General features: G+C 61.4%; 16 protein-coding genes. 5 read left to right on the top strand and 11 right to left on the bottom strand.

What is annotated here, in order from left to right; translation table 11 throughout:
* The first annotated feature begins 12 nt into the window (after positions 1–12).
* Positions 13–1425 carry a cation:dicarboxylate symporter family transporter gene (locus R4P64_RS10420; RefSeq protein WP_219110896.1) on the top strand — a complete coding sequence of 471 codons (1413 nt, stop codon included), beginning with the start codon at positions 13–15 and terminating at the stop codon, positions 1423–1425.
* Positions 1426–1697: 272 nt separating this feature from the next.
* Positions 1698–2237 carry a hypothetical protein gene (locus tag R4P64_RS10415; protein ID WP_317820658.1) on the top strand — a complete coding sequence of 180 codons (540 nt, stop codon included), beginning with the start codon at positions 1698–1700 and terminating at the stop codon, positions 2235–2237.
* A 191-nt stretch (positions 2238–2428) separates the two neighbouring features.
* Here R4P64_RS10415 and R4P64_RS10410 read toward each other — a convergent pair whose 3' ends face one another.
* Entirely contained in the window at positions 2429–3301 is an 873-nt protein-coding gene (locus R4P64_RS10410; protein WP_317820657.1) for a pentapeptide repeat-containing protein, read from the bottom strand.
* Between the two features lie 284 nt (positions 3302–3585).
* Between R4P64_RS10410 and R4P64_RS10405 the strand changes: the two genes are divergently transcribed.
* Positions 3586–4083: a glutathione peroxidase gene (locus tag R4P64_RS10405; protein ID WP_033234327.1), complete on the top strand. Its 498-nt coding sequence runs from the start codon at positions 3586–3588 to the stop codon at positions 4081–4083.
* Between the two features lie 70 nt (positions 4084–4153).
* The gene (locus R4P64_RS10400) at positions 4154–4858 is read left to right on the top strand and encodes a DUF2334 domain-containing protein (protein WP_033233929.1); all 705 of its coding nucleotides are present in this window, start codon (positions 4154–4156) and stop codon (positions 4856–4858) included.
* Here the strand turns inward: R4P64_RS10400 and R4P64_RS10395 are convergent.
* From R4P64_RS10395 to R4P64_RS10350, 10 genes are all read right to left on the bottom strand, one after another.
* Entirely contained in the window at positions 4855–6039 is a 1185-nt protein-coding gene (locus tag R4P64_RS10395; RefSeq protein WP_219110899.1) for an MFS transporter, read from the bottom strand. The genes R4P64_RS10400 and R4P64_RS10395 overlap by 4 nt on opposite strands.
* Before the next feature lie 138 nt (positions 6040–6177).
* The gene (locus tag R4P64_RS10390) at positions 6178–7104 is read right to left on the bottom strand and encodes a LysR family transcriptional regulator (protein WP_219110900.1); all 927 of its coding nucleotides are present in this window, start codon (positions 7102–7104) and stop codon (positions 6178–6180) included.
* A 60-nt stretch (positions 7105–7164) separates the two neighbouring features.
* The gene (locus R4P64_RS10385; RefSeq protein ID WP_317540656.1) at positions 7165–7953 is read right to left on the bottom strand and encodes an SDR family NAD(P)-dependent oxidoreductase; all 789 of its coding nucleotides are present in this window, start codon (positions 7951–7953) and stop codon (positions 7165–7167) included.
* The gene (locus R4P64_RS10380; RefSeq protein WP_219110902.1) at positions 7950–8927 is read right to left on the bottom strand and encodes a cyclase family protein; all 978 of its coding nucleotides are present in this window, start codon (positions 8925–8927) and stop codon (positions 7950–7952) included. Before R4P64_RS10380 ends, R4P64_RS10385 begins: the two co-directional genes overlap by 4 nt.
* A 2-nt stretch (positions 8928–8929) precedes the next feature.
* Positions 8930–9694 (bottom strand): SDR family oxidoreductase, encoded by a 765-nt coding sequence (locus R4P64_RS10375; protein WP_317540658.1) that lies wholly within the window; start codon positions 9692–9694, stop codon positions 8930–8932.
* Entirely contained in the window at positions 9691–10677 is a 987-nt protein-coding gene (locus tag R4P64_RS10370) for a fumarylacetoacetate hydrolase family protein (RefSeq protein WP_317820654.1), read from the bottom strand. The genes R4P64_RS10375 and R4P64_RS10370 overlap by 4 nt, the downstream gene beginning before the upstream one ends.
* Positions 10678–10686: 9 nt before the next feature.
* On the bottom strand, positions 10687–11625 hold the full coding sequence (locus tag R4P64_RS10365; RefSeq protein ID WP_219110904.1) for a VOC family protein: 939 nt from the start codon (positions 11623–11625) through the stop codon (positions 10687–10689).
* Positions 11622–12674 carry an amidohydrolase family protein gene (locus tag R4P64_RS10360; protein ID WP_219110905.1) on the bottom strand — a complete coding sequence of 351 codons (1053 nt, stop codon included), beginning with the start codon at positions 12672–12674 and terminating at the stop codon, positions 11622–11624. The genes R4P64_RS10365 and R4P64_RS10360 overlap by 4 nt, the downstream gene beginning before the upstream one ends.
* Positions 12671–13810 carry an FAD-dependent monooxygenase gene (locus R4P64_RS10355; RefSeq protein WP_317820652.1) on the bottom strand — a complete coding sequence of 380 codons (1140 nt, stop codon included), beginning with the start codon at positions 13808–13810 and terminating at the stop codon, positions 12671–12673. Before R4P64_RS10355 ends, R4P64_RS10360 begins: the two co-directional genes overlap by 4 nt.
* The gene (locus R4P64_RS10350; RefSeq protein ID WP_233364169.1) at positions 13807–14808 is read right to left on the bottom strand and encodes a fumarylacetoacetate hydrolase family protein; all 1002 of its coding nucleotides are present in this window, start codon (positions 14806–14808) and stop codon (positions 13807–13809) included. The genes R4P64_RS10355 and R4P64_RS10350 overlap by 4 nt, the downstream gene beginning before the upstream one ends.
* Positions 14809–15225: 417 nt before the next feature.
* Between R4P64_RS10350 and R4P64_RS10345 the strand changes: the two genes are divergently transcribed.
* Positions 15226–16593 (top strand): Ig-like domain-containing protein, encoded by a 1368-nt coding sequence (locus tag R4P64_RS10345; RefSeq protein ID WP_317540662.1) that lies wholly within the window; start codon positions 15226–15228, stop codon positions 16591–16593.
* Position 16594: the final 1 nt, after the last annotated feature.

Genomic DNA, 16594 nt, shown 5'->3' with positions numbered 1-16594 from the left:
AAGGACATCCCCATGAGCGTCACGGCAACAGGGACAGTAAACGATTCACCCCAGCCGAAGGGCACTCCGGCGAAGCGCGACAAGACGCATTGGCTCTACATGAGCGTCATCGTCGCCGTCATCGGAGGCATTCTCGTCGGTTGGCTCGCGCCCGAATTCGGCAAGTCGGTCGCCGTGTTGGGCACATTGTTCGTCAGCTTGATCAAGATGATGATCAGCCCGGTCATCTTCTGCACCATTGTGCTCGGCATCGGCTCGGTGCGCGCAGCAGCCAAGGTGGGCAAGGTCGGCGGACTGGCGCTCGCCTACTTCATCGGGATGTCCACTGTTGCCCTGGCGATCGGCCTGGGTGTCGGTAATCTCCTCAACCCGGGCAGCGGCCTGAACATCGAGCCGAACCCGGCGTCCGTCGAGAAGCTCACCACGGCAGCGCACAGTGCCGGTGGAACGTGGGACTTCGTCGCGTCGATCATCCCGACGTCGTTGCTGTCGTCCCTGACCGCGGGCAGCGTGCTGCAGACACTGTTTGTCGCCCTGCTCGTCGGCTTCGCGATCCAGTCGCTCGGCAAGTCCGGTGAACCGATCCTCAAGGGCATCGGTCACCTGCAGAAGCTGGTCTTCAAGATCCTGACCATGATCCTGTGGCTCGCCCCGATCGGTGCCTTCGGTGCCATCGCCGGCGTGGTCGGCCAGACCGGACTGAACGCAGTGGTCCAGCTCGGAACACTGATGATCGGCTTCTACCTGACCTGCTTGATCTTCATCTTCGGTGTCCTCGGCACCCTGCTGCGCGCCGTCACCGGATTCAACATCTTCAAGCTGGTCAAGTACTTGGCCCGCGAATACCTGCTCATCTTCGCGACGTCGTCCTCCGAGTCGGCACTCCCGCGTTTGATCGCCAAGATGGAGCACGTGGGCGTCGAACGCTCCACCGTCGGCATCGTCGTCCCGACCGGCTACTCCTTCAACCTCGACGGCACCGCGATCTACCTGACCATGGCCTCCATCTTCATCGCCGACGCGATGGGTCAGCCACTCGCGTTCGGTGAGCAGCTCTCGCTGCTGGTGTTCATGATCATCGCGTCGAAGGGCGCAGCCGGAGTCAGTGGCGCCGGACTCGCGACCCTCGCAGGCGGCCTGCAAAGTCACCGTCCCGAACTACTCGACGGGGTCGGCCTGATCGTCGGTATCGACCGCTTCATGTCCGAGGCTCGCGCTCTCACCAACTTCTCGGGCAACGCAGTCGCCACCCTGCTCGTCGGCTCCTGGACGAAGACCATCGACAAGGACCGCGTCGTCGATGTTCTGGACGGCAAGATTCCGTTCAACGAGGCGACCATGCTGGACGACGAGGACGAAGCCGAACAGCACAAACTCGAAACCGCGCCGACTGGCACCCAGCAGTCCTTCGTGAGCCACCACTAGAGGTTTGACCCCTCCGCTGGAGCGGAACCCGTACTTCAGATCAGTGATCCTGGTCGGAGAATGACGAACGAGACCGTTGCACTCACCGTGCGGCGGTCTCGTTCCTCGTTCGTGGCAGGCTTTCCGTCATATCGATTCGCATTCCCGACATCAGTGGGTGCTGAAATCGCGATGCCGGAGCGGAGCACGGCTCATTCCCACAGACCGCCGTCCAGAATCGAACGTTTCCGACCGGCGCTAATGGTGCGAGACGCCTGACCTACCGTGGGGCCATGTGCCTTCACCTCGACGCAACCGCCGCGCTGTCGATCGCAGGCTGGGTTCGCGAAGAACCTACTCGATCGGCCTCTGCCCCCGTTCCGCAACCGCTGGTCGGCGCTTGTGATCAACTCATCGTGTGGGCGAGTTCGTTCTCCGTACTTGCCAGTTCCGACGACCAGGTGTGGTTTCTCTCGGCGGAGAACTATGCCGGCGGAGTTGGCATCAGCGATGAGGCCTTTCCCTGGGATGCGTTCCGGCACGAGAGTCTGGCGGTTGCTTCCGGGCCGGCTGAGCGCGCGGCGATCAACGCCTTCTGGTCCACTCACCTCCCGGTCCTGCTGTCGACACGCAACGGGTACGAGTACCTGGCGATCGCACCGGACGGTCAGGTTGTCCGTGGGGGAGAGCCGGAGTTCGAGGAGGTCACCATCGTCGCCGCTGATTTCGACGCTCTGCTTCGGGGTGTAGCCGCAGGCATCAGCACGGCAGACCCCCTCGCCGATGCACTGCTTGGAACAGTGGGTACTGCCCGGCCGGGCAGTGACCGGTAGCTCTGAGGGAGGCTGAGTTGATTGCTCGACTGTGTTCCCATCGAAGCCGCTGTGTCCGTCAACCGATCTTTTCTCGGACACTGATCGGTGAGAGAAATCCGAACGGTAGTCCTCCACCCCTACGGAAGGGTTTGGAGGACAATGTTTTTGAGGGGTAGCCTGCACTGATGACGCGTGCACTGTCGGGAAGGTCAGCTGCCGAAGAACGAGTTCAGAGAGCCAAGGGATCCGGTGACGGGTGGTTCGCCCCAGTTCGGTCCGGGGATGACGTAGACGGTGAAGTAGCCATAACTGCCGCTGGAGGAAGTGGCGACGTCGCATTTCACGACCGTGAGCTCGGTGGGAAACTTTGTCCCGGAGGGATAGTCACAGGCGCCGAATTCCACTCCGGTGGGCATACTGGGAGTGGCCCATGTTACGTAGGCCCCGTCGTACGACCATCCGGCATCCATAACGTCCACAGTGATGTCGGCAGGCACTAGAGCTGAGCCGGTCAGGTTCAGGTCGGTCAGGTTCGCGCCGGTTAGGTTCGCGCCGGTTAGGTTCGCGCGGGTCAGGTTCGCTTCGGTGAGGTTCGCGTCGGTGAGGTCAGCGTCGGTGAGGTTCGCGCTGGTCAGGTCAGCGTCGGTGAGGTTCGCGTTGGTCAGGTTCGCGCCGGTCAGGTTCGCTTGACCCAGGTACGCGGAGTCCATGTTCGCGCCGGTCAGGGTTGCGTTGGCCAGGTTCGCGTCAGCCATGTAGGCGCCGTGCAGGTCAGTGCCGGTGAGGTCAGTGTCGGCGAGGTTCGCTTCGGTCAGGAACGCCCAGGACAGGTCCACGCCGGACAGGTCTACGCCGGACAGGTCCGCCCCATCACAATGGCTTCTGGCGGCCTCGTAGGGTTGGGGGTTGGCGATGTAATTTGCGCACCGACTGGCGAGGAATTCGGCGGCGGTTTCTGCTGACGCAGGTCCGACCGCGGTACCGAACGTCATGGAAGCGGCAAGCGTGATCCCGCCGACCAGGGCGGCGAGGCGGGCGCTACCAAGGCGAGTCCACCCAGAGCGAGAATCAAGAGTCGTCATCTATTTGGCCTTCACAATTTGGTCCCCGCACCGTGCGGCATGGCACCAGAAAGTAACCACTTCGCGAACATAACGGACATTTGGGCATCAAACACCCCGAAGCGGTGGCCCCTTTAGGTCACTCTTCGGCAATGGACTTACGTGGCCGGAAGTGCCCTGGTCGACATGTCGTACTGGATCACCGGCGTCGGATCGTTCGGTGGGCTCACCGTTCTGGACGACCTCGATCGAATTCTCGGAGCATCGACGTAGCGGTGGGCGAGATAGTCGCTAAGTTGGACATCATGACAACTCCAGTACAGAACATCGTGATCAACACACTCGGCGGTGTACCCACCTCGCTGGGCGAATACGGTGGCCGGGCCGTGCTCGTGGTCAACGTCGCGTCCAAGTGCGGTCTCACCCCGCAGTACGCGACGCTCGAGAAGCTGGCGAGTGAGTACGCAGATCGCGGCCTGACCGTGATCGGTATCCCATGCAACCAGTTCATGGGCCAAGAACCCGGCACCGCCGAAGAGATCGAATCCTTCTGCTCCACCACTTACGGAGTCACGTTCCCGATGATGGAGAAGATCGAGGTCAACGGCGAGAACCGTCACCCGCTGTACGCAGAACTCACCAAGACTCCCGATGCAGACGGCGAAGCCGGCGACATTCAGTGGAACTTCGAAAAGTTCCTCATCGCGCCGGACGGAACCGTCGTCAACCGTTTCCGTCCGCGCACCGAGCCGGACGCTCCCGAGGTCATTGCCGCCATCGAAGCGGTTCTGCCGCACAACTGACCACCACCTGCCGCCGGATGATCATCCGGCGGCAGTGTGTTGTTCACCCGGAGCTGCCACCATCAGAGGTATGTCTGCTGAACTGATCGTGTCAGTGTCCGGAATCAGAGACGAGACATGTTATCTCGCTGCGGGATTCGCAGACGAGATGGATGCAAGGGGAGTGCGGCTTTCCCTCCTCGTGGCACCCAGGCTCAAAGACAAATACCGACTCGCCGACGACGCCGTTACCGCTGCCTGGTTGCGTGAACGCCGCGAGCACGGGGATGCCGTCGTATTGCACGGCTACGATCAGGCGGCGACCAAGCGTCGACGCGCGGAGTTCGCGACGCTGTCCAGGCATGAGGCAAAACTCCGTCTGCTGGCAGCAGATCGAGTGTTGGAGCAGGCAGGATTGCGCACCAGAGTGTTCGCTCCGCCCCGCTGGGTGGCCTCCACCGGAGCGATGTCGGTGTTGCCGGAGGCCGGATTTCGCTCGATGGCCGGACTCGGCGCCGTGCACGACCTTGCGCGAGGAACATCGCAGCGAGGTCGTGTGCTCGGAATCGGTGAGGGTTTCAAAGTCGAACCGTGGTGGTGCCGGGCCCTGATCCTCGGGGCCGGCCGCAGCGCAAAGCGCGGCGGCCTTGTCCGACTGTCGATTTCGGCCAAGCAGTTGGGGAACGAAGGGCCGCGTCGGGCGATGCTCGACGCGATCGACCTTGCGCTCTTCCATGAAGCGACATCGAATGTGTACCGGTGGAACTCATCGGCGTCGGAACTGGGCGCAGCCTAGCGAAGAGCGGTCCGTACCACCAGCGCTGTTGCCGCGGATGCTGCGCCGAGAACGATAATGGCGGGCGGCAATCCGCCGAACAGTGCAGCCAATCCGATGACAAGAATGGGACAGATGAACTCGCCGGTAAAGAGGCTGGCGGTCCACGCACCCGTTCCGCGCCCGCGCTGTTCGAAATCGAGTTGAGACAGTACCCAGGTGACGAGGGTTGGTAGCAGAACGCCTGCGCCGGCAGAGGCGACGATTGCGCCGGCCGCAATCGACGTGGCAGTATTGCCGACGCCCATTCCCGCGAGTCCGGCACCGATCAACAAGAACGACGCGGCAAGAAGCCGTCGTGGGCCCCACGTGGATATTCGGCTGAACAGTAAGGCTCCGAGCGCTGTTGCGGCAGAGGCGAATCCACTTACAAGGCCGATGATACCCGGTGAGCTGACTCCGATCGCATCGAGTAGATACGACAATTCGACGATGGGTGCGTAGAACAAAATTCCGCCGACAAACGTTACGGCGAGAGGGATCAGGAGTGGACGCCAACGCATCGGAACGTCGCGGGATGCATCGGCTGCGGCGGCAACCGGCCGCCACAGGAGTAGCGGGCACAGCACGGCAAAAACGAGACTGACGCTGTACAGCCAGAACGGTGCACGCCAATCCACTTGTCCCAGAGCGCCGCCGACCGCGATGAACACAACCGCGGACAGGGAAGTGAAGACCATCTGGAGGCCGAGATAGCGATCTCGTTCCTTACCTTCGAAGTAATCGGCGAGCAGCGTGGTGCAGCACGTCATGATCGCCGCTTCCGCTGCTCCCACACCGAAGCGACTCGCGACTATCAGCGGCAGGCTGTTCAGCCAGAGTGGAGCAGTGCCGAAAGCAGCGTAGACGACGAGCGCGGCAGTGAGGAGTTGGAGACGTCCCACTCGATCCACAATTCGTCCCGCCACAGGCGCCAGCAGGCCGATCATCAGGGCTGGCACCGTGATGACCAACGGAACGAGAGCTGCGACGCCAGGTTGATCTGCAAAAGCATCGACCATGCGAGGCTGCATCGGCGCCAGCAGCACAGCTCCGAGCACCGACAGGCAGCTCATGGACAGCAGTAGAACACCTTGGGCTGGTCCCGCGCGTCGGATACTTGCACTGCTCGCGCCGGTGTTCGGCGAGGTAATTCGTGTCATGACTTCCCCTTGTCCTTCTCGGCATGACCTGCATCACAGGTCATCTCGAAGTGTGCAGGTGGAAGCCGTTGCAGGGAAATCACTTTCGCGGGTATTTGACATCAGTCCGAGTGATATCGACAGAAACGGGGCGTCTGTTCAGGTTGTGTGGGGATCGGTCGACACCGACTCGGCAACGGAGGCAAGGACATCACGCATGAAGCGATGTTCGACATCGCGATCGGACAGCGGATGCCACCACGCCGCCTCGACCAAAGGTACGACGTCGAAGGGTACCGGCCAGATAATCACACCGAGTTCGGGAGAGATGCGCCTTGCCAGCCTTTCCTGAACCAGTGCGATGCGATCGGTACCGGAGATCATGGCTGCGATGGTGATGAACGAATCCGTGATCACCTGGATCTGCGGGGTGATACCCAACAGCTCCATCTGTCGAGTGGCAGGCGTATACGCCGTGGGAGTTTGGTAATTGACAACCCAAGGAAGGGTGCGGAGATTCTCCACCGTCAGCTCTTCCGTGATTGCCGGATTGTTCGTGGCTGCAACGCACACCCACCGATCCGTGTACAGGTCCATATGTGGCAGGTCGCTGAGGAATCCGTGTGGAAGCCAGATGGTGTCGGTGACGCGGAGGCGCTCGAAGGCGTGATCGATTATGTCGGGAGAGTGCTGTTCGAACCGGATTTGGACTCTCGGTGCGTGCCGAGCCATTGCAGCCGCAAAGTCGGGGCCCAGAATACTCAGTCCGTAATCGGATGTGAGGATAGTGAATTCGCGCTCGCACTCCGCTGGATCGAAGTGCGCGGTGGCCGCAAAGACCCTTTCGACGTCCGACAATGCTAGAGCGCACCGTTCGAGCAATTGACTGGCCAGGGGAGTGAGCAAGTAGGAATTTCCTGATCGCACCAGAAGTTCGTCGGCGAAGTGCTTGCGGAGTTTGCCCAATGCCGCGCTCAACGCGGGCTGGCTGAGGTTCATCCGGCTTGCTGCACGGGTGACGCTCCGCTCGCGTAGCAATGCGTCGAGCGAGACCAACAGGTTGAGGTCCAAGTTACCCAGGTTCATGACGCTCCCGTGTTTGTGCGGTTCGATCAGTATCAGCCATACCGCGTGGATCAAACAGGCTCACGCGCCAGGAAGTACCGCCGACCAGCCGCCGTCGATCATCAGATTTGCACCGGTCACGTAGGACGCTTCTTCGGAGGCCAGGAAGAGGGCACAAGACGCCACTTCCCCCGGCAGTCCGACTCGGCCCATGGGTATCTTCAGCGCGATCCGACTCATCGGATGATCGTCGGAGAGAAGGTCGGCCTCGGTGGCGGGCGTGCGAATCATCCCCGGGCTTACACAATTGACTCGAATTCCGCACGATGCACCTTCCGCGGCCAACTGTTTGGTCATCGCTACCACAGCGCCCTTGGTAGCGGTGTGGGCGATGCGAGGATTGGTTACCGAGCCCGATACGCCGGCTGTGGACCCAACCAGGATGACGGCTCCGGCCTGTGAACGCTGCAGGTGACGCCACGCATGCTTGACGGGTAGGAACACCACGTCTAATTCGTAGGTCAGCACGAATTTCCAATCCTCGAGGGATGTGTCCGCGACGGGGGAGAACCGGGTGGCGCCCGCGTTGGCGTACAGAATGTCGATTCGACCGTGTTCTGCGGAAACCGAGTCCAGCCAGACGGATACCGCGGCGGGGTCCGTGAGGTCGAGCGGTGAGCTGTCGATCATCAGGCCTCCGGACGATTCGACGAGATCAGCCGTCTCGCGAGCCTCGTCGACCTTGATGTCGCACCCGTAGACAATCGCACCCTCCGAAGCGAAGAGTAGTGCCGCTGCACGCCCCTGCCCACCAGCGGTGCCGGTGATGACGGCGACCTTTCCGGCCAGTCGACCACTGTCGCTGCTCATTTCACCGCGATGGGGTTGACCGGAGATCCCACAGCTCCGGTTACCGGAATCGGTGCTGCGGTGAGGAAGAATTCGTAGACACCGTCGCGGGCACAGTCCTCGGCCAGAGCATCCAGATCCCACATCTCGCCGAGAAAGAGCCCGATGTTCGGGATAGCAACCTGATGCAGCGGTTGGAAAGCGTCGTCGAACTCGTTGGGACGCACCTCGAATCCCCACGTGTCGGTGGCAATTGCCGCAATCTCGCTTTGGTGCAGCCAGTCGGCTGTCGTGAACGAGAGACCGGGTGCAGCGCCGCCGGCATAGTCGCCCCAGCCCTCGCGTCGAGTGCGGGCGAGTTGGCCCGTGCGCACCAGCACTATGTCGCCACGCTCCACCTTGGCCGACGATCCCTGCGCCATGGCGGTACTGACCAGATGTTCGGTCGTGATGGGGAATCCGTCGGGAAGTTCACCGTCGCCGATATGGCGACCGACGTCGAGAAGCACTCCGCGCCCGACGATTACATCGGAAACTGTCTCGATCCCGGTTACTCCGTCGCCGAGGCTGGTGACAACCTGATCGGCCGGCCGGCCGTTCCAGGCCTTTCCATGATCGAAGATGTGACCGAGGCCGTCCCATTGAGTCGAGCATTGCAGCGGCATCGACACCACGTCGTCGGCGCCGCCGATTCCGTGGGGAAATCCCTGCACTCCGGCTACGGCATCCGTTCCCGTGTCGAGCATCGTGTGGACGGGATTAGTGCGACGACGCCACCCTTTTTGCGGGCCGTCCATATCGAAACTCTGTGCCAGGGAGAAGGAGACTCCTCTCGTTATCAGTGATGCAGCTCCTACTCGCTTCGACTCGTCGAGGAAGTTCATTGTGCCTCGAACGTCGTCGGGACCCCAGCGTCCCCAGTTGGAGCAGCGCTTTGCGGCGGCCGCGATGGCCGCTTCCGGATCTGATCGGTCCAGTTCGTATTCGGTGTCCACGTCTAATCCTGTTCGTGTCGGGAGCGAATTGAATCTTCGTGCAGAGCGTCGGAAATGGATTTCACACCGCCGTGGCCCGATGCGCCTCCGTCGACGGCGATCTCGGCTCCACTCACGAACGAAGCGTCGTCGCTCAGTAGGAACGCCACCACCCGCGCAACCTCATCCGGTGAACCTGCTCGGCCCATAGGTGTTTCGGCGATCGAACCGAGACGAAACGCTTCGGACGCGGAGGCCGTCATCGGTGTGTCGATGAAACCCGGATGCACGATGTTGACGCGAATCCCGCGCGATCCCAGTTCGAGGCTCGCGGATCGTGTCACACCTCGAAGCGACCATTTGCTTGCCGTGTACGCGATGGGGTAATGCCCGGTTACCGAAGCGAGCGACCCGATGTTGACGATCGATGCACCGGCCTGCATGAGGGGAGTCAATGACTGAATGGCGAGTAGCGGACCCATCACGTTCACAGCCTGTACGCGTGCAAAATCGGAGGCGGTGACTTCGCCGAGGCGCGAACGCCAGGTTATCCCAGCACAATTCACCAGACCATGCACCACGACGGCAGAAAGTTCGTCCCGAAGGTCCGCCCAAGCCGTCGAATCGGTGACATCGAAAGACTTGTGGGTGGGTCCGGATTCGACTGGGGGTGCAACGTCCAACCGGATTACCCTGGCTCCCCGTGCATGTGAGACGTTCGCGACGGCAGCGCCGATCCCTGCAGCGGCCCCGGTGACTACGATGATCTTGTCTGTGAGGTCGGTCATCGGGCGGCCCGAAGGCTCGCTCGAGCACGCGCATGATCGCGGCGCCGGACAGGAGGCAGTGCCGGTGCGGGAAGTTCGGCGACAACGGTGTTGGCGAGTGTTCCGAGCACATCGACAGACAGGACGACTCGGTCACCGACACGTAGGGGTGCTGGCGTTCTCTCTCCGTTGCGTCCCCATAGTTCAGCGAGACAACCCCCGTTTCCGACGGTCCCGGAACCGAGAATATCCCCGGGGTGCACCCACGTGTCTCGTGAGGCGTACGCCGTCATGGTCTCGAAGGTCCAGCCCATGTTGGACAACATATCCCGGCCGACCTCAACACCGTTGACACCGACGGTGCACTCGAGATCGAGGAAGCCCTCACTGTCTCGATACGGGTCGAGTTCGTCGGCGGTCACCAACCACGGTCCGATCGACGTTGCAAAATCCTTGCCCTTCGACGGCCCCAGATTCACCTGCATCTCGCGGCTTTGCAGATCGCGGGCGGACCAGTCGTTGAGGATTGTGTACCCGAATATGTGGTCGGTCGCTTCCTTCGCGGTGATGCCGGACCCGGATCTGCCGATCACCGCGGCCACCTCGAGTTCGAAATCCAGCGCTGCGCATCCGTAGGGCGCACGCACCTGCTCATCGGGACCGACTATCGCGTAAGGATTGGTGAAGTAGAACCGAGGCGCTTCGTACCAGGCTTCCACCACCCCGGCTTGGCCGTCGATGCTGCGCCGTACGCCTTCGACATGTTCTTCGAAAGCAACGAAGTCTCGAACGGTCGGCGGTTGCAGCGGTGCACGCAGTGAAACTCTTTCGAGTGCAGCACTTTTGCCCATTCTGAGGGCGCTATCGCCGGCGTGAAGCGCACTGTCGAGGCCTGATGTCACGAGATCGAGTACCGAAGGATTCCCCGCAATCGGAAATACTCGCGAGCCTGAGACGACACCGGACTGTTCGACGTCCTCGTGGAGATACGTAACAAACTTCATGGCAATCCCTTACACCGGTGGGGCAACGAACAGGCCCTTGTCAGGGTCGTTGAACGACTTAGTTGCGACGAACTCATCCATCGCGTTTGCCGTGCCCCATTGGTCGGAGACGGCAGGATCGGAGAAATCGTAAAGGTGCGGGTGCCACGAATCCTCGTCGAGAACCTCGAGTTCCGTGGTGTATTCGACAGTGTTGCCGTTGGGATCGAGGAAATAGGAGAAAGTGTTGTTGCCGGCGAGGTGCCGCCCGGGCCCCCAGATCTTCTCGGTTCCGTTGCGCAACAATCTTCCGGTTCCCCGCATGTACTCGTCGATACCACGAAGCTCGAAAGAGGCATGGTGCAGCGACACATGTGGTCCACGCGCGACAGCCATACTGTGGTGATGCGAGTTGGTTCGAAGGAACCACATCATCTCGCCCATCCGTGGATGCATGAGAGTGTCCGACAACCGGAACCCGAAGTGCTTGTCGTAGAACGATACTGTGCGTTCAGGATTGGGGGAATTGAGCACGACGTGTGAAAGTTTGACCGGAATCGACTCGCCCTCTTCCACTTTCCGATGCGTTCGGACGGCGACATCGGCGGATACCTCGACGGTACGGCCGTCGACATCGAAGAACCGGAACCCGTATCCGCCACCGGGCGTTTGCATAGTGTCCGGTTCGCCGACGAGTTGTACATTGTCCTGCGCGAGGCGTTCGGCGAGTTGATCTACCTGCAGAGCGTCTGCGACACCGTAGGACACCAGGTCGAGGCGCTTGTCTTCAGCGCGGCGCAATCGCACGACGTACTGCTCAGGCGACCCCTCGGCCGCCAAGTATGCGACATCACCATCTGTTGCGGTGACCGTCAACCCCCATTGCTTGCTGTAGAACTCGACTTGAGCGTCGTAGTCCGGCACTGCGAGATCGACGTGACGCAGGTGAGTGAATGCGTAACCGCTCATGAGGGAACTCCGGGAGTGTGTGATCGGGTGTTGTCGGGGATCAGTCCGAGTCGGGCGGCGTTTCCACCGAGCAGACGTCGGCTCGCGGCGAGATCGAATCCGGCCGAGTTGATTTCGCCCACAGGGTCGTCGGATCCCATGTCGAATGGATAGTCGGACCCGAGAACTACCCTTTCGGAGCCGACAGCTTCGACCAGGGCACGTAGTGCGCCGGATCCGTGAACCAGAGAGTCGAAGGTAATGCGGCTGAGATAGCTGCTCGGAAGTTGTGCGCATCTGCGCGCTTCGGGGCGCACCCGCCAGGCGTGATCCGAACGTCCCAAGTAAGTGGGCAGGTAACCGCCGCCATGCGCAGCGATGATTTCGAGTGCCGGATGGCGGTCGAGCACTCCGGAAAAGATCAAGTGCGACAGTGCAGTTGCGTTCTCCACCGGCTGTCCCACGGTATTGGACAGGTAGAAACGATCAAGCCTGGCGTCGAGCGTGCAGCCGAAGGGGTGCAGAAATATGACTGCGCCGAGTTCCTCCGCACGCTCCCAGAGCGGTTCCAGGCGGCTGTCCGACAGTTCGACAGTTCCCTCGCCCTCGGCATACTGCGCATGTGAGGATATTTCGATGCCGGCCAGTCCGCACCCGTGGACCGCGTCATCCAAAGCCGCCACACACAAGTGGGGGTGCTGCAGTGGAGCGAGACCAAGACCCACGAATCGATCGGGTTCTTCGGCGACCAAAGCAGCGATCCCACGGTTTGCGCTGCGGCACAAAGTCATTGCCAGATCTTCATCTGCCCAGTAGTGGTATTGCGACGGTGACGGCGACACCACCTGCACGTCGATGCCGGCAGCGTCCATATCGCGCAAGCGGCGCTCGACGGAGGTGAGCTGCGGAATGCGTTGCGCCACCATCTTTCCGGATACGGCGAGCGATTCCTCACCGTTGCGCTGCGCGTCGAGCAGGCGATGCCGGGCCAGCCCTTCCTGCCCTGCGACAACTGCTTCCACTTCCGGAATGATCGCGTGGGCATGAACATCCGTCACCGGGGTTGTCATGCCGGCTCGCTGACAAGCGCTGCGATACGACCCATGAGGGCGGGTACGTCCGCGTCCTGGTCGTGATCGAGCATCCACGTGCCCAGTTGCAACGACGCTTCGACAACGGCCTTCGCGCGCGGGAATCGCCGATTCATGAATTCGTCCCAGAGATGTTCGTCGACAAGGCTTCTGTCGAGGAGCAGTTCGGCGAGTACCGCTGCGTCTTCGAGTGCTTGCGCGCCTCCTTGTGCGAGGGTGGGAGGGCAGGCATGCGCAGCGTCGCCGATCAGGACGACGCGGCCTCGGTTCCACGGTTGGTCCAGTACGTGAGACTCGAACCATGTGTAGTTGACAGCCGCGGGATCGGTCAGTTGCTCGCGGATTTCGTCCCAGGGGCCGTGATAGTTCGACGCGAGTTCCCGCATCACCGCGAGTTGCTCCTCCGGACTGAGGTTGCTGCGATCCCGAGCGTCCTCGACCAGATATGCGTACAGGCTGTCCTCCCCGGTGGGGCAGTAGCCCGCGATATAGCACGCTCCGCCGTAGTAGAGGTCGGTCCGCGTCACAGCCGCAGGACGGCGGCCGATCAGTCGCCAGATTCCCATCCCGGTCGGCTTGGTGTCCAACGGAATGCCCAGCGCGCGCCTTGTCCAGGACCGGATTCCGTCTGCGCCGATCACTACGTCGTAGCGACGCGTCGAACCGTCGGAGAAAGTGACGTCGACTCCCTGATTATCCTGCACCAGGCCCGTTGTCGTGGTGCAGAATTTCATCTTGACGCCGGCGCTCTCGGCATTGGCATGCAGGATCTCCGCGAGTAGCGGACGCTCGATGCCCAGTGTCGCGGGTAGGTCAGGGCCACCGGTTCGCGCATCCGGCATCTCGACGAGAACTGTGCCGTCGGCATCCGGAGCGCGAAGCCCCAGAGTGTCGAATGCAAACCCGTTGTCGGCGACTTGGTCCCAGACTCCGAGGTCTCGAAGGATTCGGAGTGCGTTTCCTTGCAACGTAATACCGGAACCGAGTGCGCTGTTACGTGGTTTGATCTCGACCAGGTCAACTTCTACGCCACCGCGCGCAAGCGTTGCCGCAACGGCAGTTCCCGCGATGCCTGCTCCGACGACAAGAACCGACGCAACCGCTGCGCCACTCATCGGGCGTCGCTAGCGATTGTTGCCTGCACGACGGGCGTTCGTTGGTAGCCCAAGCCTGTAATTGTCGATTCCATGACGTCGCCGTCGCGAAGGAGTCGGCCCCAGTGCATCCCGTTGCCCGCGGGACTACCGGTCAGGACAAGGTCACCCGGAAGCAACGTCACGGTTTGCGATACCGCTGAAATGAGCTGAGCCGTATCGAAAAGCATGTCCTTGGTGGATTCGTCCTGCATCACTTGCCCATCCAGTTCCAACGTGAGACGAAGCTCCGACAGATCGCCGACCTCCGCGCTCGGCACTATCCACGGGCCGAGGGGGAGGAAACCGGGTGCATTCTTCGCGCGCAGCCAGTCCGTGCCGATTTCGGGCATGTCCCGGCGAAAGACGAATTCACGCGTGGTCAGGTCATTGACGATGGTGTAGCCGGCAACTGCGGTGAGAGCGTTCTCGGGGCTCAGTCGATGGGCGGGTCTTCCGATTACGGCCGCCAGTTCGAGCTCCCAGTCGTTCGTCGTGGTGTTCGGTGGCAACGTCACGGTGTCGTACGGGCCGGTGACTGCAGATGGCAGGCCGATGAAGAAGTACGGATCTCCCTCTGCTGCGCGCTTATCCATCATCGCCGCTGTCTCGATGCGAACTTGCTCCTCCGAACGTCCGTTGGCGATGTCGGCATGCTTGACCGCAAGGTCGATGACATGGGTGCGGTAATTGGCGCCCGCCTGCAGGATCTGGCGAGGCTCGAGCGGTGCCGCAGCAGTCACCGAATCAACTGGCACCCAACAACCGGCGTCGACGCCCAGCCCGCGCAGGATCGGTTCGGTTCGGTCCCACGCATCGAGAACTGCGCGAATCGTGATCGGTGTCTCCAGTGCGAGCGTGTCGGCGACCGTGTCGAGGTCGAGCACCATGGTGTCGACGAGTAACGCGGCATACGAGCGATCGGCGCTCCTGACGGTGCCAAGTGCGAATGTCGGATGGGGGATGGCGGAAAGGTCCACGAGACTGACCCTTTCGGTGTGGGGATTGCGCCACATGCTTGTGACTCCCACCACTATCGATCGGCCACTGGTGATAAGGGAAGATGAATATGCTGATAGCCGGGATCAGCATTACTGATAGCGAATGCCGCCAACCTCTTGCGACCGTGTTCGCTGCGTTTTCTGTTCGGATTGTCGACGGGATGATTGACCGAGCTATAGCAACTATTGAGTAGCTGGATTAGCTGCCTGCGCCCTCGGCTAGGTATCGGAATGTACGTTCAATACCTTTTATGTGATCAGCGACGGTATTTTCGGACTCTCAACAATTTGCGGGCAAAGTGGACAATCATCCTCGGGGGTGTGGTCGACGCCTCAGTTCGGTGCTACGGTGCTTCCAGTTAATTTACCGCTAGTAGATCGGGCTGGGATACAACCATGCGCGCACGAGTGTTCTCGAAGTCGACTAATCGACGTATTGTCGCGGCAGTGGGCGCACTCGCCTGCGCGGCACTGGTACCCACTGTGGCAACTGCGGCACCGGTCGACCTGGGTTCGCTGTCCACTGGCAGCCTGGATGGCGGATCGAGCGAATCGGGCCAGGGCGCCCTCGTTGCAACCGTCGATGATCAGGGCTCGTCCTTGACGTTGCGGTTGGACAAGGTAGATCTGCGCGGCAAGGATTTTCGTATGGCCGTGCAGAAATCCGGTGGCGCCCTTGTTGATTCGGAGTTGCCTGCACCACGTTCGTATCTCGGAAGCGTCGACGGTCATCCAGACGCAGTTGTTGCCGCCATCGTCGACTCCACCGGAACCCTTCGTGGACAGGTGATCTTCGATCGAGGCGCCTCTATCGATTTTGTCGGCTCGTCGGTAGTGGGCCGTACCTCCGCGCCGACCGACGCGGCCCCCACATGGCCAACCGCTGCTATCGCGCCCGCGTCGGCTGCATCAGTGGGAAAAACCATGAAGCAGTTCGACATCGGATTGGATTTGAGCGGGGAGTGGTACTCGGCGCACGGCAACGGCAGTCCTGCAGTTGCATTGGATCGCGTCGAGGAATCCATCGCGCGAACTGCGGTGATCTGGATGAGGGACGTGGGAATTCGGCCGGTCGTCGGTCAAGTCGTGCTGCGGGCCGATGCAGCCAGTGATCCGTACAAGACCTCCTGCGAAAACTTTGATGCTCTCGAGAGCGAGTGGTCCGACAAAGTCGGCACCACCGTCGATCAGGCGACAGTCGTGTGCAAGTCCGGTGGCGGAAACGCCTACTACTCCAAGTTCCTCATCGATCACAGCTACGCGCACGTCGGCGCGGAAGGCGACGGTAACTTCTCCCGGGTACTCCGTCACGAACTGGGACACAATTTTTACGCCGATGACTACCACGGAGGTAGCGCGGAGGGCCGCACGATCATGAACGGCAATGATCTGGCCCGCTTCGACGGAACAGAATTTGCCGCCATCGTCGATGCCGCCGAGGTCGCGTCGGCTCGACTCGATGACCTGGGCCGGTACACCGCGACCGCGTTGCCGCCTTACGCAGCACTCGACACCGCAGAAGTTCGATCCGGTGCTACGGCCACGATCGACGCAGTCGCGAATGATCATGACAGCAACGGAGATTCGATCTCCGTGACCGGTGTCGAGGCAACGTCACTGCTCGGTGGCACCGTGAAGCTCGAAAACGGCAAAGTGGTGTTCAAAGCCGGAACGAAGACGGGCACCGACAAGATTCTCTACACCCTTACCGACGCGAATGGTGGGACAAGCACCGGCTGGATCATCGTCAAGGTGAAGGCATAGA

Source organism: Rhodococcus sp. IEGM 1366 (assembly GCF_033142425.1).
GTDB lineage: Bacteria > Actinomycetota > Actinomycetes > Mycobacteriales > Mycobacteriaceae > Rhodococcus_F > Rhodococcus_F globerula.
Note: the sequence above shows the minus strand (reverse complement) of the source record. Positions and strands in the feature narration are given on the sequence as shown.

What these genes read in the sequence shown, in the direction of transcription:
- R4P64_RS10365 (WP_219110904.1), bottom strand. Translation starts at nt 11,625, where the DNA reads ATGAGCGGTTACGCATTCACTCACCTGCGTCACGTCGATCTCGCAGTG.
- R4P64_RS10390 (WP_219110900.1), bottom strand. Translation starts at nt 7,104, where the DNA reads ATGAACCTGGGTAACTTGGACCTCAACCTGTTGGTCTCGCTCGACGCA.
- R4P64_RS10410 (WP_317820657.1), bottom strand. Translation starts at nt 3,301, where the DNA reads ATGACGACTCTTGATTCTCGCTCTGGGTGGACTCGCCTTGGTAGCGCC.
- R4P64_RS10400 (WP_033233929.1), top strand. Translation starts at nt 4,154, where the DNA reads ATGTCTGCTGAACTGATCGTGTCAGTGTCCGGAATCAGAGACGAGACA.
- R4P64_RS10355 (WP_317820652.1), bottom strand. Translation starts at nt 13,810, where the DNA reads ATGAGTGGCGCAGCGGTTGCGTCGGTTCTTGTCGTCGGAGCAGGCATC.
- R4P64_RS10405 (WP_033234327.1), top strand. Translation starts at nt 3,586, where the DNA reads ATGACAACTCCAGTACAGAACATCGTGATCAACACACTCGGCGGTGTA.
- R4P64_RS10345 (WP_317540662.1), top strand. Translation starts at nt 15,226, where the DNA reads ATGCGCGCACGAGTGTTCTCGAAGTCGACTAATCGACGTATTGTCGCG.
- R4P64_RS10370 (WP_317820654.1), bottom strand. Translation starts at nt 10,677, where the DNA reads ATGAAGTTTGTTACGTATCTCCACGAGGACGTCGAACAGTCCGGTGTC.
- R4P64_RS10360 (WP_219110905.1), bottom strand. Translation starts at nt 12,674, where the DNA reads ATGACAACCCCGGTGACGGATGTTCATGCCCACGCGATCATTCCGGAA.
- R4P64_RS10420 (WP_219110896.1), top strand. Translation starts at nt 13, where the DNA reads ATGAGCGTCACGGCAACAGGGACAGTAAACGATTCACCCCAGCCGAAG.
- R4P64_RS10375 (WP_317540658.1), bottom strand. Translation starts at nt 9,694, where the DNA reads ATGACCGACCTCACAGACAAGATCATCGTAGTCACCGGGGCCGCTGCA.
- R4P64_RS10385 (WP_317540656.1), bottom strand. Translation starts at nt 7,953, where the DNA reads ATGAGCAGCGACAGTGGTCGACTGGCCGGAAAGGTCGCCGTCATCACC.
- R4P64_RS10415 (WP_317820658.1), top strand. Translation starts at nt 1,698, where the DNA reads ATGTGCCTTCACCTCGACGCAACCGCCGCGCTGTCGATCGCAGGCTGG.
- R4P64_RS10395 (WP_219110899.1), bottom strand. Translation starts at nt 6,039, where the DNA reads ATGACACGAATTACCTCGCCGAACACCGGCGCGAGCAGTGCAAGTATC.